Source organism: Caballeronia sp. SEWSISQ10-4 2, from assembly GCF_030464885.1.
Taxonomy (GTDB): Bacteria; Pseudomonadota; Gammaproteobacteria; order Burkholderiales; family Burkholderiaceae; genus Caballeronia.
In genome coordinates this window covers 1-14,198 of sequence record NZ_JALPRJ010000014.1, presented here as the reverse complement: position 1 = coordinate 14,198, position 14,198 = coordinate 1, and the positions used below count along the sequence as shown (strand labels likewise).

The window sequence follows — 14,198 nt, the reverse complement described above, 5'->3', positions numbered from 1 at the left end:
TCATATCAGGCAATTGTGTCGTCAACGTGATGGCGCCTGGCAGTGGGTCGCGGACGACACTCACGCGCTGACATAAAGTCGTTACTGGATCGTTAATATCCAGAGTAATTCGGAAGACCCGCTTTCGAGAAAACCGAACGAGTAAATGTACTCGACACGCCCGCGTCGACAGACGGATTGGACTACTGCCGGCGCGAACGAAAAGCACTCAATTACTCAGGATCCGCGTCCAGCGCCAGCACACTCACACCCACATCGACCCGATGCGACCCGCCGCCGAGAATCATCCCTCGCAGCAGCGACACATCGCTATAGTCCCGCCCTGTGGCAAGCGTCACATGCTCCAGATCGGCGAGCACATCGTTGGTCGGATCCAGATCGATCCACCCGCTCCCCGGGCAGAACACCGACACCCACGCATGCGACGCATCCGCGCCAATCAAGCGCTCCTGCCCCGGCGCCGGATCATTGCGCAGATACCCGCTCACGTACCGCGCCGGCAACCCAAGCGCGCGCATGCATCCGATCATCACCTGCGCAAAGTCCTGACAAACACCACGGCGCATTTCAAACGCGCGATGCGCCGGCGTGTCATAGGACGTTGCCAAAGGCTTGTACTTGAAGTCGCCATGAATCCGGTGCATCAAGTCGATCGCTCCCTGCGCCAGCGGCATCCCCGCCGGAAAACTCTTCAGCGCATAGTCCCGCAGGTCCTGCCCGAGACTGATATTCGGCGACGCGAAGCAGAACTCCGTCTCCGGGTGGAACGGCGCGCGGGCGCTGAAGCGCATGCTCTTCGCGACCTCGTCCCATGCCGGGGTCGCGGCCGGATCGAGCGAGGCCCATCGCGGCGTCAGTTCAACGGTCGTTTCGCTGATCATCTGCAATGACCGGTGCGGCGACTCGAGCGAAAAATACAGCACGTCGTTGCCGAAGGTATCGACGCGATTATTGATGTACAGCGGCTTCGGCTCGATGCTTTCGCTGTGGGAAATCACACGCTGCCACGCGCAGTTCTGCGGCCGGATAGTCGCGAGATGCTGGGCCGTCTCCACATAAGTGGAATAGCGGTACGTCGTCCGATGAGACACCCACAACACGGTTTTCGGAATCTTCACGACGACACCTGCAATGCCTGCGTATTCGCATGGCTGAAGTAGCGCGCGCTGATTTCATGTGCAGCGGCGCTCACGTGATCGCCCAGTTCCTCGCAAGCCTGAATGAGTTCGCCATAGTTGCCTTCTTCATCAGTCGTGCATAGTTGTTCAAGTCCTCGCAACGACTTCAGCAGCAGCGTCGCGTCGCTGAACGCGCCGTGGGTTGTGTTGCCGGCGGCAATCGAAATCTCGTTGAGCTTCGTGCACAGCCGCGAGTACACACCGTACAGCCCGCGCGGATTGGTCGGCTCGACCACCAGCAAGTCGATCAACGCAGGCACCTCGAAGCGCCCCGGATACAGAGATCGATACGTGAGCGTGCTGTCGAACAGTTGCAGCAGCAAATCGAAACCGGCCGGCGTGGCCATCTGCCCATGCTCGGCGATGACCCGCAGAAAGGTGGTCATGGTCCAGACACGTTCGATGTGCCTTCCCGCGAACACCAGCTTCCACGCTTCGTCGCGTGTCATGCGGTCGCCCTGTGCGCCGCTGATCGAGAGCAGCTGTGTTCCCAGCGTCTCGAGCGTGCGCGTGAGTTTCACGCGGTCATAACGCTCCACCCCCGGTCCCGGCTTGAAGATCTGGATGGCGTCGCGGAAATCGTTTCTAGCGGCAAGGATCGTGCGCCAGTGATCGGTCGAAAGACGTCCGCGAATTTCACCGCTCGCGCGCACCTGGCTGGCGAGATTCTGGCCGATGCTCGCCGCCGAGCCGTTCTCGCCTATGTTGGCAACCAGCAGGCGTTCCAGCCCCCGCGCGGTATGCCCCTGGAGCGGCGTTCCCGGCGGCAGCAGCCCACACTGCCACGCGAGATCCACCATAGTCTCCAGCATGCTCTCGGAGTCGTTGCTGTCGATCGAAGAAAGGATCACGCGCATCAGCCGCACGTTGTTTTCAGCACGCTCTCCGTAGCGTCCGGCCCAGAACAGATTTTCAGCGGCGCGGCTCGACACGGTCCGATGCTTGCGGGCAAGATCGGCGGGTTTCATCGGCGTGGGGAGCAGCGAGAGGCTCGAAGCCGGCTTGCTCGACAACACCCAGGTGTCAACGCTGCTGCTGCCGTATTGCATCGACACCGACGGTTGGCGCTCGGCCCCAAGCCGAGTGAATCCGCCCGGCATCACGGACCAGCCGCCATCGATATTCGCAATCGCATACACCCGCAGCACCGACGGCCGGCCTGTCAACGTGTTGTCTTCGTAACGCGCCGCGTGCGAACTCGGAAACAGGTTCTGGATAGTGAACGCGTCCGGCATGGTCTCGATCCGCGCGCGCCAGCCGGCCAGGGATTGCAGGCCGTCACCAAAACCGCGCGGGCTGCCGCCGTTGAGTTCCACGCCGGGCCAGGTGGGAATCACGAATGCCTTGTCCAGGCGCCCCAGCACCGCTTCGCGCGCGGCCTCTTCACCGCACCACCACGTCGGTACGCTAGCGAGCTCCAGGGGTTCGTTCAGCAACGCACGCGAGATGGCCGGCAGGAAACCATGCAACGCCGGCGATTCGACAAACCCCGAGCCCGGCACGTTCGACACCATCACGTTGCCGGCCCGCATCACCTGCAACAGGCCGGGCACGCCGATGCTGGAATCGGCGCGCAATTCGACCGGATCGCAGAATGCATCGTCCAGACGCCGCATCAGTACATGAACCCGTTCCAGTCCCGCGAATGTCTTCAGGAACAGCATGTCGTCGCGTACGGTCAGGTCCTTGCCTTCAACGAGCGTAACGCCGAGATAACGAGCAAGGAACGCATGCTCGAAGAAGGTTTCGCTGAAAGGCCCCGGCGTCAGCAGCGCGATGTGCGGCGAGCCCTCGCCCGACATCGTGGCCCGGCCGCCTTGAACCAGCGCAGCGATCAGTTGCGAATAAAACGGGGCAAGCCTCTGGACCTTCATCGAGCGGAACGGTTCGGCGAACACGTCCGAGACAATCAGGCGATTTTCCAGCGCATAACCGAGTCCGGACGGCGCTTCCGTCCGGTGCGCCATCACGGTCCATGTGCCGTTGGGCGCGCGCGTCAGGTCCACGGCAACAAGCTGCAGATACTGCGCGCCGGGCGGCACGAACCCCTTCACCGAGCGTAGATAGCCTTGATGCCCGAAGACCAGCGCCGGCGGCAGCAGGCCGTCGTGCAGCAGCGTCTGCGGCCCGTAGATATCGGCGACGATGGCATTGAGCAACTTGGCGCGCTGCGTCACGGCGCGTTCGATCACCGACCACTCGCCCTCGTCGATGAGAAACGGCAGCAGGTCCAGCGCCCACGGACGAGGTTCGCCCTTGTCCGCATAGACGTTGTAGCTGATGTCGTTGTCGCGGACCTGCTGCGCAATGGAAGCGGTCGCCCGGTCGAGATCGGCTATGCCGTCGTCGCCGAGCAGGTCGAAGAATTGCTGCCAGGGGGCGCGCAACTGGCCGGACGCGTCGCGCAGTTCGTCCCAATGGCCCTCCCGGGCCGGTACCGCGCGAAGGTGTGACGACACACTCGCGCGGTTCGTGATTGCTTCAAACGGAAGCGTTGATTGGAAGGCCAAATTGAGCTGTTTTCGTTGATGAGGCTACCGTCGGCGCAGATCGAGTGTGAACGGAAACTCCAGGCTCCGCTTCGGTTCCTCCACGACCATGCGCCCAGGCGTATGGCCGATTCTGAAAAAGCGCGAACGCCGCCGGCTTTCCGCCTCGTATGCGTTGACCGGATAGGTCACATAATTGCGGCCACCCGGATGGGCTACATGATACCGGCATCCGCCGATGGACCGGTTGCTCCAGGTGTCCACGATGTCGAACGTGAGCGGCGCATCCACGCCAATCGACGGATGCAGCGCCGTCGGCTGGGACCACGCCCGGAAACGCACCCCGGCCACGTGCTCGCTCACCCGGCCCGTGGGTTGCAACGGTAAAGGCACGCCGTTGACCGTCACCACATGCCGATTGTCGTTGAGTCCCAGCACCCGCACTTCGAGCCGCTCCACCGACGAATCGACGTAACGCACCGTGCCGCCGGGCGACCCCTGCTCGCCCATGACGTGCCACGGTTCGAGCGCGCTGCGCACCACCAGTTCGATACCGTTCGTCTGGACCGCGCCGACCAGCGGAAAACGGAACTCGAAATGCGGCGCGAACCATGCGGCATCGAAAGCATAACCGGCTTCATTGAGATCCGCGATGACATCGTGGAAATCCATTTCAATGAAAGTGCCAAGCAGGAAACGGTCATGCAGCTCAGTGCCCCAGCGCGTGAGGCGCGTGGTGTACGGCTTGTCCCAGAACCGCGCGACCAGCGCACGCAGCAGCAATTGCTGGACAAGGCTCATGCGCGCGTGCGGCGGCATTTCGAAGCCTCGCAGTTCGAGCAGGCCGAGCCGGCCGGTCGGGCCATCGGGGGAATACAGCTTGTCGATGCAAAACTCCGCGCGATGCGTATTGCCCGTCACATCGATAAGAAGATTGCGTAAGGTACGGTCGATCAGCCAGGGCGGCAACTGCGCACTGTCGCGCCCGCCCAGACGTTCGAGCTGATGCTCGATCTCCTTGAAAGCAATCTCCAGTTCGTAAAGCTGGTCGTTGCGCGCCTCGTCCACGCGGGGCGCCTGGCTCGTCGGTCCGAGAAACAATCCCGAGAACAGATACGACATCGACGGATGGTTGATGAAGTACGCGATCAAGCTCGCCAGCAAGTCGGGACGCCGCAGGAACGGGCTGTCCGCGGGCGTCGCACCGCCGAGCACGAAGTGATTGCCGCCGCCCGTCCCGGTGTGACGCCCGTCGGTCATGAACTTCTCGGTGCTCAGATAACTTTCATGCGCCGACTGATACAGGTACTCGGTGTGATCGACAAGTTGATCCCAGCTCGAAGCCGGATGGATGTTCACTTCGATCACGCCCGGGTCAGGCGTCACCTGAAGCATCTTCAGACGGGCATCGCGTGGCGGCGGGTACCCTTCTATCACCACCTTCATGTGCAGATCGGCGGCCGTTGCCTCGATGGCGGCAAGCAGGTCGAGGTAGTCGTCGAGTTCGGTCAGCGGCGGCATGAACACATGCAGCAGGCTCTTGCCGCTCCCAAACGACTTCTCTTCAACGTCCGGTCCCGCCGCACGCGCCGGATCGCGCGCTTCGACGCACAGCGCCGTACGCCGGATCCACGAAGCGGACTCGCCGCGCGATGGTTCGCGGGTGGACATAGCAGAGGTAGCAGGCCGCTGTCCTGTGCCTGCAGCCGCGCCGGCGCCAGCGCCCGTTGCGCCTTCACCCTCGGCTCGACCTTCACTACCGATCCCAGGCACCACGCCGCCGCGATACTGCATGCGCAATTCCATCGCCTCGCGCAAGGGCACGGGCGGTGCGAACGGATCGTGCGGGTGTTGATACGGATAGTCCCCGGCGCTCACCCACGGCAGCGATTCGAGCGGCAAGCGGTAACCCATCGGCGAGTCGCCGGGAATCAGGTACATGCGTCCATCGCGGAAGAACCATGGGCCGCTGACCCAAGTCGGCGCCTGCATCGGGATATCGCGTTCCCGCGCGATAGGCAGCACATAACCCGTCACCTGCGATAAACCCGCGTCGAACACGCGGCGCAACCGCATACGCTCCATCTCGTCTTCGAGTTCCGATTCGAACGGGTCCACGTTCACCGGCAAGCGGCGTTCACGCCACAGATAGTAGAAAGTGTCCTCGTAGCCGGGCTGGATATACGAGGGATCCAGCGAGACCTTGTCCGCCAGATGCTCGATGAAACGACGTGCATCTTCAGCGGTGTAATGGCCGGGATCGCGTTCATCGGCAAAGAGCGTCGGGTCTTCCCAGATCGGCTCGCCATCCGCGCGCCAGAAGAGCGACATGGCCCAACGCGGCAACTGTTCGCCGGGATACCACTTACCTTGCCCCAGATGCAGGAAGCCGCCCACGCCATAGCGCGCTCGCAGCTTGTCCATCAGCGACACCGCGTAACCGCGCTTCGTCGGTCCCAGTGCATCCGTGTTCCATTCCGCCGCGTCGCGGTCGGTCACGGCGACGAACGTGGGCTCGCCGCCCATCGTCAGGCGCACGTCCATGTCGTTGAGTTGCTGGTCGACCTGTGCGCCCATCGTCTGGACCGCGGACCACACTTCTTCCGTGTAGGGTTTCGTCACGCGCGGCGTTTCGAGCACGCGCTGGACTTGCATGATGTGCTCGAACTCGACTTCGCTTTCGTCGACAGCGCCGGAAATAGGCGCCGCGCTGCCCGGCTCAGGCGTGCAGGCAACGGGGATATGCCCCTCGCCGGCCAGCAGCCCGGAGGTCGGGTCGAGCCCGATCCAGCCCGCGCCGGGCAGGAAGACCTCGCACCACGCGTGCAGGTCGGTGAAGTCGACTTCGGTGCCGCTCGGGCCATCGAGGGACTTCTGATCCGGGGTGAGCTGGATCAGATAACCTGAAACGAACCGCGCTGCCAGCCCGAGCTGACGCAAGGTTTCGACGAGCAGCCAACCGGTATCGCGACACGATCCCAACGCTTTTTCGAGCGTCTCCTCCGGCGTCTGCACGCCGGGTTCCATGCGAATCACGTAGCCAATGTCGTGCTGCAGCCGCTGGTTCAGCTCGACCAGGAAATCGGCCGTTACTTTAGCCGTCTTGTCGATGCTGTCGACAAACTTGGCCAGCAACGGCGTGGGCTCACGCTTGATCAGATACGGCGCAAGCTCAGCCACGAGCTGGGGTTCGTACTCGAACGGGAATTTCTCGGCGTACGGTTCGAGGAAGAAGTCGAAGGGGTTGTAGACCGCCATCTCGGCGACCAGATCGATTGTTATTTTGAATTCCCGCGTCTTCTCGGGAAAGACGAGCCGCGCCTGATAGTTGGCGAACGCGTCCTGCTGCCAGTTGATGAAATGCTCGACTGGCTCGACCCGCATCGAATACGAGACGATCGGGGTACGGCAATGCGGCGCGGGCCGCAAGCGCACGACCTGCGGTGAAAGGCCGACGAGGCGGTCATAACGGTAGTGCGTGACATGGTTCAACGCGACGCGGATTGACACACCTGACTCCTGGACGAATTTTGGCAGTTTTTAAAAGCAAGCTCTATGCCCTTTGGCCGAACTGACCATAGGGCAAGGCTGACGGCTATTTCAATGCACTCGATGCTGCGTTTGAACCGCTTGCGCCATTCGGTCATGCACCGAAATGGCGCGTAAACCGCCCCCACCTCAAGACTGGCGCGTTTCCGCAGCGGCACGTGGCTTGCTTCAACGCCACCACGTACTGCATTCCAGCCTATCTCTTCAATATGAAAACATTCCACTGCGGCCGTTGTCAGCATCACGTTTTTTTCGAAAACGTGAAATGCGAATCCTGTGCGGCGCTCCTCGGCTTCGTGCCTGACCTGTCCGAGGTATGCGCATTCGAACCGGCCGGCGAGGGGCTTTGGCGCGCCCTGCATCCATCCGCAAACGGCGCGGTGTTCCGGCAGTGCAACAACTACGCGCTCGAGAATGTCTGCAACTGGATGATCCCGGCCGACTCGCCCGACGTATTGTGCCCCGCATGCAGCTTGACGCGGACCATTCCCAATCTCACCCAGCCAGAAAACCGCGTCTACTGGTATCGGTTGGAAATGGCCAAGCGGCGCTTGCTGTATGCGTTGTGGGCGCTGGGACTAAACACGGATTCGAGGAGGACCAACCCCGAAAGCGGCTTACAGTTCGAGTTCCTCGAAGACGGCAACGTGGGGCCAAAGGTCCTGACCGGCCACGACAACGGCCTCATTACGATGAACATAGCCGAAGCCGACGACGCCCTGCGCGAACGCGCGCGCGCGGAAATGGGTGAACCATACCGGACCTTGCTCGGGCATTTCCGGCATGAAATTGGCCATTATTATTTTGACCGGCTCGTGGCTCATTCACACTGGGAAGAGTCGTTCCGCGAAATGTTCGGCGATGAGCGCGTCGACTACGCCCGGGCGCTTCAGGCGCATTACAAGAATGGGCCGCCGGCCAATTGGGAAGAGTCTTATGTGAGCGCCTACGCCACGACGCATCCGTGGGAGGACTGGGCGGAGACCTGGGCACATTATCTGCACATCGTCGATACAGTCGACACCGCCGCCGCATGCGGATTCAAGCTCGATCCGAAAGCGCCCAACGAACCTTCGCTTACCGAGGTCGAGCCGATCGAGAGCACGAGCTTCGATAACCTCATGGAGCAATGGTTTCCACTGATGTATGCATTGAACAGCTTGAATCGGAGCCTGGGTCTGGCCGATGCATACCCGTTCACGCTGTCGCCGAAGGTCGTGGCGAAGCTGCGTTTCGTGCATAACGTGATCGCGAACGCGAATGCCCCGAAACAAGCGGAAGGCGGAGTTCAGCAACACGAGCAAGATCCGCAGGGCCCGCAGGCGGTCGCTGCTGGTTGAACCAGGGATTCATCAGGAGTTCGATGTTTCAAGCCCAATTTCCACGTCCGGATTTCCACGTCCGCTCAACCAAAAAGGTCAGTCCGATGAAGCTCCGCGTTGGTTACGAACTGGTCTATGAATGCGTGCAGCCGACCCCCATGCTGCTGATGCTGAACATGCACGCCTCGCGAGCAAAGGACATTCTTGTCCCCGACCTTCTGAGGGTCAACCCGCGGGTGCCCTTCTCGCAATATCACGATTCCTTCGGCAACCTGTGCAGCCGGCTGGTTGCACCGCAGGGCTGGCTCACGCTGTCCTCGCAAGGGTTGGTCGAAGTACCGGCTTATCATGAGGTGCCGGAGCCCAACGGTTATCAGCACGCTGTTGAAGAACTGCCTGACGAGTGCATGCAGTTCCTGCTCGGCAGCCGCTACTGCGAGACCGACCTGTTGTCCGAAGCCGCCTGGCAGATGTTCGGCTCCACGCCGCTGGGACGACCCCGGGTGCAGGCCATCTGCGACTTTGTTCATCGGCACATACGGTTCGACTACAACTGCGCGCGTCCGACCAGGACGGCGTTCGAAGCGTATCGGGAAGGCGTGGGTGTTTGCCGCGACTTCGCGCATCTCGCCGTCGCGTTGTGCCGCGCGATGAACATTCCGGCGCGTTATTGCACGGGTTATATCAGCGACGTCGGTTTGCCGCCGCCCTACGCACCTATGGACTTCTGCGCCTGGATCGAGGTTTATCTGGGCAACACATGGCAGACATTCGATCCGCGTAACAACGCGCCGCGTACCGGCCGCGTATTGATCGCGCGAGGCCGCGATGCCGCCGATGTCGCGTTGAGCAATACCTTCGGCACGACCACGCTGGTCAGGTTCAGCGTGGTCTGCGAGACTCAATAGAACTCAGCAAAGCTCCGGTACCGTACGCGCCAGCCGATGAAAGTGGCGACCGAAATAGATCAGGCTGTCGCCGTCGCCGCGCACCACGATGTCCGCCACTTCCACGAACATCACCGAGTGCGAGCCCACCGTCTTTGTATCGACAATACGACCTTCGAGACTCGCGAGTGCATCAGCGAGAACGGGCAGACCCAGGCGGCCAGCCGTCCAGGTCTGCTGCTCGAAGCGTGCGCTCATCGGCAAGTTGGTCATGCCGGCAAAATGGCGCGCCAGTTCCTGGTGATCAGCGGGCAGCACGTTGATGCAGACGTTACCGTTTCCAGCGAGCACCGCATGCGCCGAGCTCGACTGGTTCACGCAGACGAGCATGGTGGGCGGTGTGTCGGTGACCGAACACACCGCGCTTGCCGTCATGCCGCAGCGGCCGCGCGGGCCGTCGGTCGTGATGATGTTCACGGCCGCCGACAGGTACGCCATGGCCTCCCGAAACAGCTTGCGGGTGCTTTCGTTATTCATGTCTTGCTCCCCGGTTCACGGATACCCTGTATTCGCAGGCTCGATCCTGCGGTTCGCCGCGCTTGGGCGCTTGTTGTCGGGTCGGTTCGCCGGGAATGGCGTGCTGGGCGATGTTGGGTAACGACCGTGGAAAACGCGAACCAGGCGCTGCATCCGGTAATGGCGGTAGATTGCCGCGATACAGGTGCGCCGGTATGCCTGCTGGACCACATCCACGGATAGATGAGTGAAGTGCGCCAACGGCAGCGCCCGCCGGCCGGATAACCCGACGGGCGCCATTGCTCAGCGTTTATTCATTACGGGCCGACGTGATTATTGCGGGGCCTATTTTGCAAACAGCGAAGCGATATTCGCGAACGCCTTGATTTCCAGTGCATTGCCCGACGGGTCCAGGAAGAACATGGTGGCCTGCTCCCCGACTTCGCCCTTGAAGCGCACATGCGGCTCGATGATGAATTCCACCCCGGCCGCCGTGAGTTTGTCCGACGCCGCTTGCCACTGATCCATTGGCAGCACGACGCCGAAATGCCGGACCGGGACCGCATCGCCATCTACCGTACTCGTCTTGCGATGGCCGATCTCGTCCGGCGCCAAGTGGGCCACGATCTGGTGGCCGTAGAAGTTGAAGTCCACCCAGTCGGGGGCACTGCGGCCCTCCGGACAGCCAAGCAGATCGCCATAAAACTCCCGGGCAGCTGCAATGTCATGAACCGGAAAGGCGAGATGGAAAGGGGAAATGGCAACAGTGGTATCGCTCATGGGAAGGCCCGGATTTCGGTTGAATGGGTCGTACTCGACGAAAGACAGTTTAGGGGCAACGAGAATAGTTGAATAATGATAGTTTTTCTAGCTCAGCATCAATAAAATCGATCAATTCAAACCAATGAGATTGATCAATCCAGTCATGATGCGAGAGCTGAAAACCTTTCTGGCCGTTGTGCGTTTCGGCACGTTCGCGAGTGCCGGGGCGCATATCGGACTGACGCAATCGGCTGTCAGTGCGCAGATCCAGCGGCTGGAGGAGGACCTGGGTTTCCCGCTATTCGACCGCACCGGCCGCTCGGCCACGCTCAACGCGGCAGGCACGCAGACTGTCGATCTGGCTGAAGAAGTGTTGTCCGTCTACGCCCGTATGGCAGACCGCGGTGGTGAGGCCGAAAAGTCCGGTCTGCTTCGGGTGGGTGCTATCGCTTCGGCGCAGGCGTCGTTTCTCGTCAGTGCCATCGAACTGTTCCGGCAGACTTCGCCGGGGTGGCGGATCCGCGTGGTGCCCGGCGTGTCGCTCAACCTGCTCGCGCAGGTTGACTCCGGCGAGGTCGATGTCGCTGTGATCATCAAACCCCCTTTCGCGTTGCCCGCCGAATTGCACTGGCGCACGCTGCTCACCGAGTCTTTCGTCCTGCTGGTCCCGCGCAAGCTGGCAGACCGGCCGTGGCGCTCGCTGCTCAAATCGGAACCGTTTATTCGCTACGACCGGAGTTCTTTTGGAGGCCGCCTTGTCGACCGCTTTCTCAGGCGAATTCGCGTCACGGTGCAGGACGTGGTCGAACTCGACGAACTGCAGGGAATCGTCGGACTCGTGGCCCACGGGGTGGGCGTTGCGCTCGTCCCGCAGGCGGCCGCGCTGCACATGCCGGAAACCGTGAGCGCGCTGTCTCTTGGCGACGAGACCTTCACGCGTGAAATTGGCTTGGTTCAGCGCAACACGCGCAATGAGCAAACCGTCACTGTGCAGTTCGCCGGGTCTGTTTGCGCGGTGTTGCGGCGGTGAGCAACGTCGGGCAAGTGAACAGGAATGCTGACCTTCCAGGCTCGCAGAGCGGTTTGACGCAGGAGCGTTCCGGGCCACGATGAGATTACTTCGGCGCTCCCGCCAGTCCATGCATGAGTTCGACGCTCGATCCTTTCCAGCGGTTTGATACGGGAGACATAATCTTGCGGTATGCCGCAATCCTGTTTTTGCGCCCGTCATGTGGCGCGACAAGGTGCGCCTCAAAAGCGAAAGTTTGTTTGCCGGTCTATCTTTGCAGTCTCAAACTCCCCGGCATTTGGGAGCACATCGGCGCTGACAATCTCCCGTCATCGACAGCAGTCCTTTTGTTTCCGTCTTGATAGACTTGCGCTTTCAGAAAGAAACCGGGGGAAACGCGTGAGCCTCGACGAATACTACAGGCTACTGGAACTACCAGACACTGCGTCGCTGGCAGACGTCACACGCGCATACCGACGGCTGAGAGCAAAGTACCACCCGGACCGCAACAAGGGGCGCGAATCAATAGTCGAGCCGGTGTTCAAGCGCGTTCAGGAGGCGTTCGAGATTCTGATTGGCAAGCGTGAGCCGCGGGTGTCCGACCCGGTGGCCGCGTCGGCGTCGGCCGGGAGCCGCGGCAAAGAAGCCCCGTCACGCGAACACCGTGGCCCGCCGCCAACGCGCGGCGCGAGTTGTCTGATCAGACTCTTTGTGCCGCTCGAAGCTGCAATCCATGGCGGCGAAGTCGAAGTGAGCTACCCGGTAAACGGGCCGTGTCGCCAATGTCAGGAGAGAGTCTCGCAGTGCGCGCGCTGCTGGGGCAGCGGCCAGTCGGTCTCGGGTATGCGCTGCGCCGCCTGTGTCGGCACCGGGCGCCCGCTGGCGAGTGACTGGTGTCCAACGTGTCTCGGCACGGCTGTCATGACCTATCGGAAGTCCGAGACAGTCAGGATTCCCCCGGGTGCGTGGGACGGTCAGCGTCTCGTCGTCAAAGGCGCTGGCCATGCCGGGCCCAATGGCGGTCCGCCCGGCGACGCTACCTTCTCGGTCGTGATTGCGTGCGGCTCGGCCTTTCGTCGCAACGGGCTGAATCTCACTTGCGAGGTTCAGGTTGATTTCGTGACGGCCACGCTCGGCGGCAGCTTCGAAGCGCAAATCCTGGGCCGCGCGCTGCGGATGACGATTCCGCCGAACGCGCAGCCGGGCAGCACGATCCGTCTGCTCAGGCATGGGCTCACGGACCGCAACGGCTTGCGCGGCGACCTGACACTGCAACTGGTGCTCACGATGCCGGCCGCGGTCTCACATCTGACCGACAACGAGCGACAGAGGCTACGCGAGATGTTTGCGGACGCGGAGCGTCGGGGAACACACGCAGTTCCTCCACGCTCGCAAGACAATTCCTGAAGACTTTCTCAACATCTCGCTCATCTCAAGGCGAAGACGGGCACGGCCCTGATTCTCAACAACCTCTATTTACGCCACCGGGCTCAGCGCCTGGCTGCGGATTCGTAGAATCGAGCCGGCAACCCGCACCTCGTCCAGGCCGCGATGATCACGGTAGCTTCCAACCACCTCGAACGGCGCTCGCGGTACTGCGTCCCCATCAAGGCAGGCTATGGCCCAGACGACGGCAAAATTCGTGGCGGCATTATGCGACGCGAAGCGTCCGAGCGTGCCGTGCGAGCGTTGATTTCCATAGGGGTCCCGGATAATCACGGATGAATCAAAGGTGCCGTGCGAAGGCGCAACCATCGGTTGTATCGTGGATCCTCGGTATTGCATTTCCATATTCAGCTCTCCCTGTTCAGTTTGAGACAATGGAAGTCGATGTAAGGAATCAGAAACCTTTTAGCTGTCGAGTTATCGATCGCAGCGCATCCAGATCAATATTCCGAAACGTGAAACCAAACCCCGAATAATTGAATTCATGGCGCCATGATCAAACGGCCGTGTTCACACATTCGAGCATTCGCTGCACGCTGGCGTGCTGGATTGGCGTAAGTTCGGGAGAACGCGCCAGATCGACCACGCGCTTGCGCCAGTAAGCCTGCCCGAGAACCGAACAATTCCTTTCGTCAGTCCAGCGTGGAACGATCCGCGCCAGGTGCGCGATCTCCTGTTCGATCAATAAGGGATGTCGGGGGGCTGAGGGGACGATCTGGTCAAAGCTCACGGCTCATGCTCCACTAACAAAGCAACCGACATTACCGTGACTTCGCCAACAGCGAATCCTCAATTATGAGGATTTACGCCAAGCGGTAAGTTCCAGCAATTACTTTCAGCAAGAAAGTAATAAACCGGAATATACGGATGCACCGCCGAAGTGCGGCGAGTGGCCATTATTGGGAAAACATGGGGATAGACCAGATCGCGTGGCAATCGAACTGGATTCAAATCAATTGGCATGCCAGCACAGCGTTCTTAAGGGCATGTCGTTATACACAACGTCGCTGTCGCGCGACGACAGCGAGAAAGCTCGTTTA

Annotated in this window: 11 protein-coding genes; 4 read left to right on the top strand and 7 right to left on the bottom strand. The window is 61.2% G+C overall.

Annotated features, from left to right (window positions below; translation table 11 throughout):
• Positions 1-212 precede the first annotated feature (212 nt).
• From M0D69_RS11790 to M0D69_RS11780, 3 genes are read right to left on the bottom strand one after another with little or no spacing between them, the layout of a single operon-like run.
• Complete coding sequence (locus M0D69_RS11790; RefSeq protein WP_301782198.1) at positions 213-1,118, bottom strand: transglutaminase family protein; 906 nt, start codon at positions 1,116-1,118, stop codon at positions 213-215.
• On the bottom strand, positions 1,115-3,688 hold the full coding sequence (locus M0D69_RS11785) for a circularly permuted type 2 ATP-grasp protein (protein WP_301782197.1): 2,574 nt from the start codon (positions 3,686-3,688) through the stop codon (positions 1,115-1,117). The genes M0D69_RS11790 and M0D69_RS11785 overlap by 4 nt, the downstream gene beginning before the upstream one ends.
• Positions 3,689-3,712: 24 nt before the next feature.
• Complete coding sequence (locus tag M0D69_RS11780; RefSeq protein ID WP_301782196.1) at positions 3,713-7,177, bottom strand: DUF2126 domain-containing protein; 3,465 nt, start codon at positions 7,175-7,177, stop codon at positions 3,713-3,715.
• Between the two features lie 248 nt (positions 7,178-7,425).
• Between M0D69_RS11780 and M0D69_RS11775 the strand changes: the two genes are divergently transcribed.
• Together M0D69_RS11775 and M0D69_RS11770 are read left to right on the top strand one after the other, a co-directional pair.
• Positions 7,426-8,556, top strand: a complete 1,131-nt coding sequence (locus M0D69_RS11775) for a putative zinc-binding metallopeptidase (protein ID WP_301782282.1) — start codon at positions 7,426-7,428, stop codon at positions 8,554-8,556.
• A gap of 86 nt (positions 8,557-8,642) precedes the next feature.
• On the top strand, positions 8,643-9,446 hold the full coding sequence (locus M0D69_RS11770; protein WP_301782195.1) for a transglutaminase family protein: 804 nt from the start codon (positions 8,643-8,645) through the stop codon (positions 9,444-9,446).
• A gap of 3 nt (positions 9,447-9,449) precedes the next feature.
• Here the strand turns inward: M0D69_RS11770 and hpaC are convergent, their stop codons facing one another.
• On the bottom strand, positions 9,450-9,962 hold the full coding sequence (gene hpaC / locus M0D69_RS11765; protein ID WP_301782194.1) for a 4-hydroxyphenylacetate 3-monooxygenase, reductase component: 513 nt from the start codon (positions 9,960-9,962) through the stop codon (positions 9,450-9,452).
• Between the two features lie 324 nt (positions 9,963-10,286).
• Positions 10,287-10,721 carry a VOC family protein gene (locus tag M0D69_RS11760; RefSeq protein ID WP_047847703.1) on the bottom strand — a complete coding sequence of 145 codons (435 nt, stop codon included), beginning with the start codon at positions 10,719-10,721 and terminating at the stop codon, positions 10,287-10,289.
• Positions 10,722-10,866: 145 nt separating this feature from the next.
• On the opposite strand from M0D69_RS11760, the gene M0D69_RS11755 reads away from it, so the two are divergent.
• Both M0D69_RS11755 and M0D69_RS11750 read left to right on the top strand, forming a co-directional pair.
• Positions 10,867-11,733: a LysR family transcriptional regulator gene (locus M0D69_RS11755; RefSeq protein ID WP_301782193.1), complete on the top strand. Its 867-nt coding sequence runs from the start codon at positions 10,867-10,869 to the stop codon at positions 11,731-11,733.
• A gap of 378 nt (positions 11,734-12,111) precedes the next feature.
• Entirely contained in the window at positions 12,112-13,119 is a 1,008-nt protein-coding gene (locus M0D69_RS11750; protein WP_301782192.1) for a DnaJ C-terminal domain-containing protein, read from the top strand.
• Positions 13,120-13,188: 69 nt separating this feature from the next.
• Here the strand turns inward: M0D69_RS11750 and M0D69_RS11745 are convergent, their stop codons facing one another.
• On the bottom strand, positions 13,189-13,503 hold the full coding sequence (locus M0D69_RS11745) for a hypothetical protein (RefSeq protein ID WP_301782191.1): 315 nt from the start codon (positions 13,501-13,503) through the stop codon (positions 13,189-13,191).
• A gap of 151 nt (positions 13,504-13,654) precedes the next feature.
• Positions 13,655-13,888: a hypothetical protein gene (locus M0D69_RS11740; protein ID WP_301782190.1), complete on the bottom strand. Its 234-nt coding sequence runs from the start codon at positions 13,886-13,888 to the stop codon at positions 13,655-13,657.
• Between the last annotated feature and the right edge of the window lie 310 nt (positions 13,889-14,198).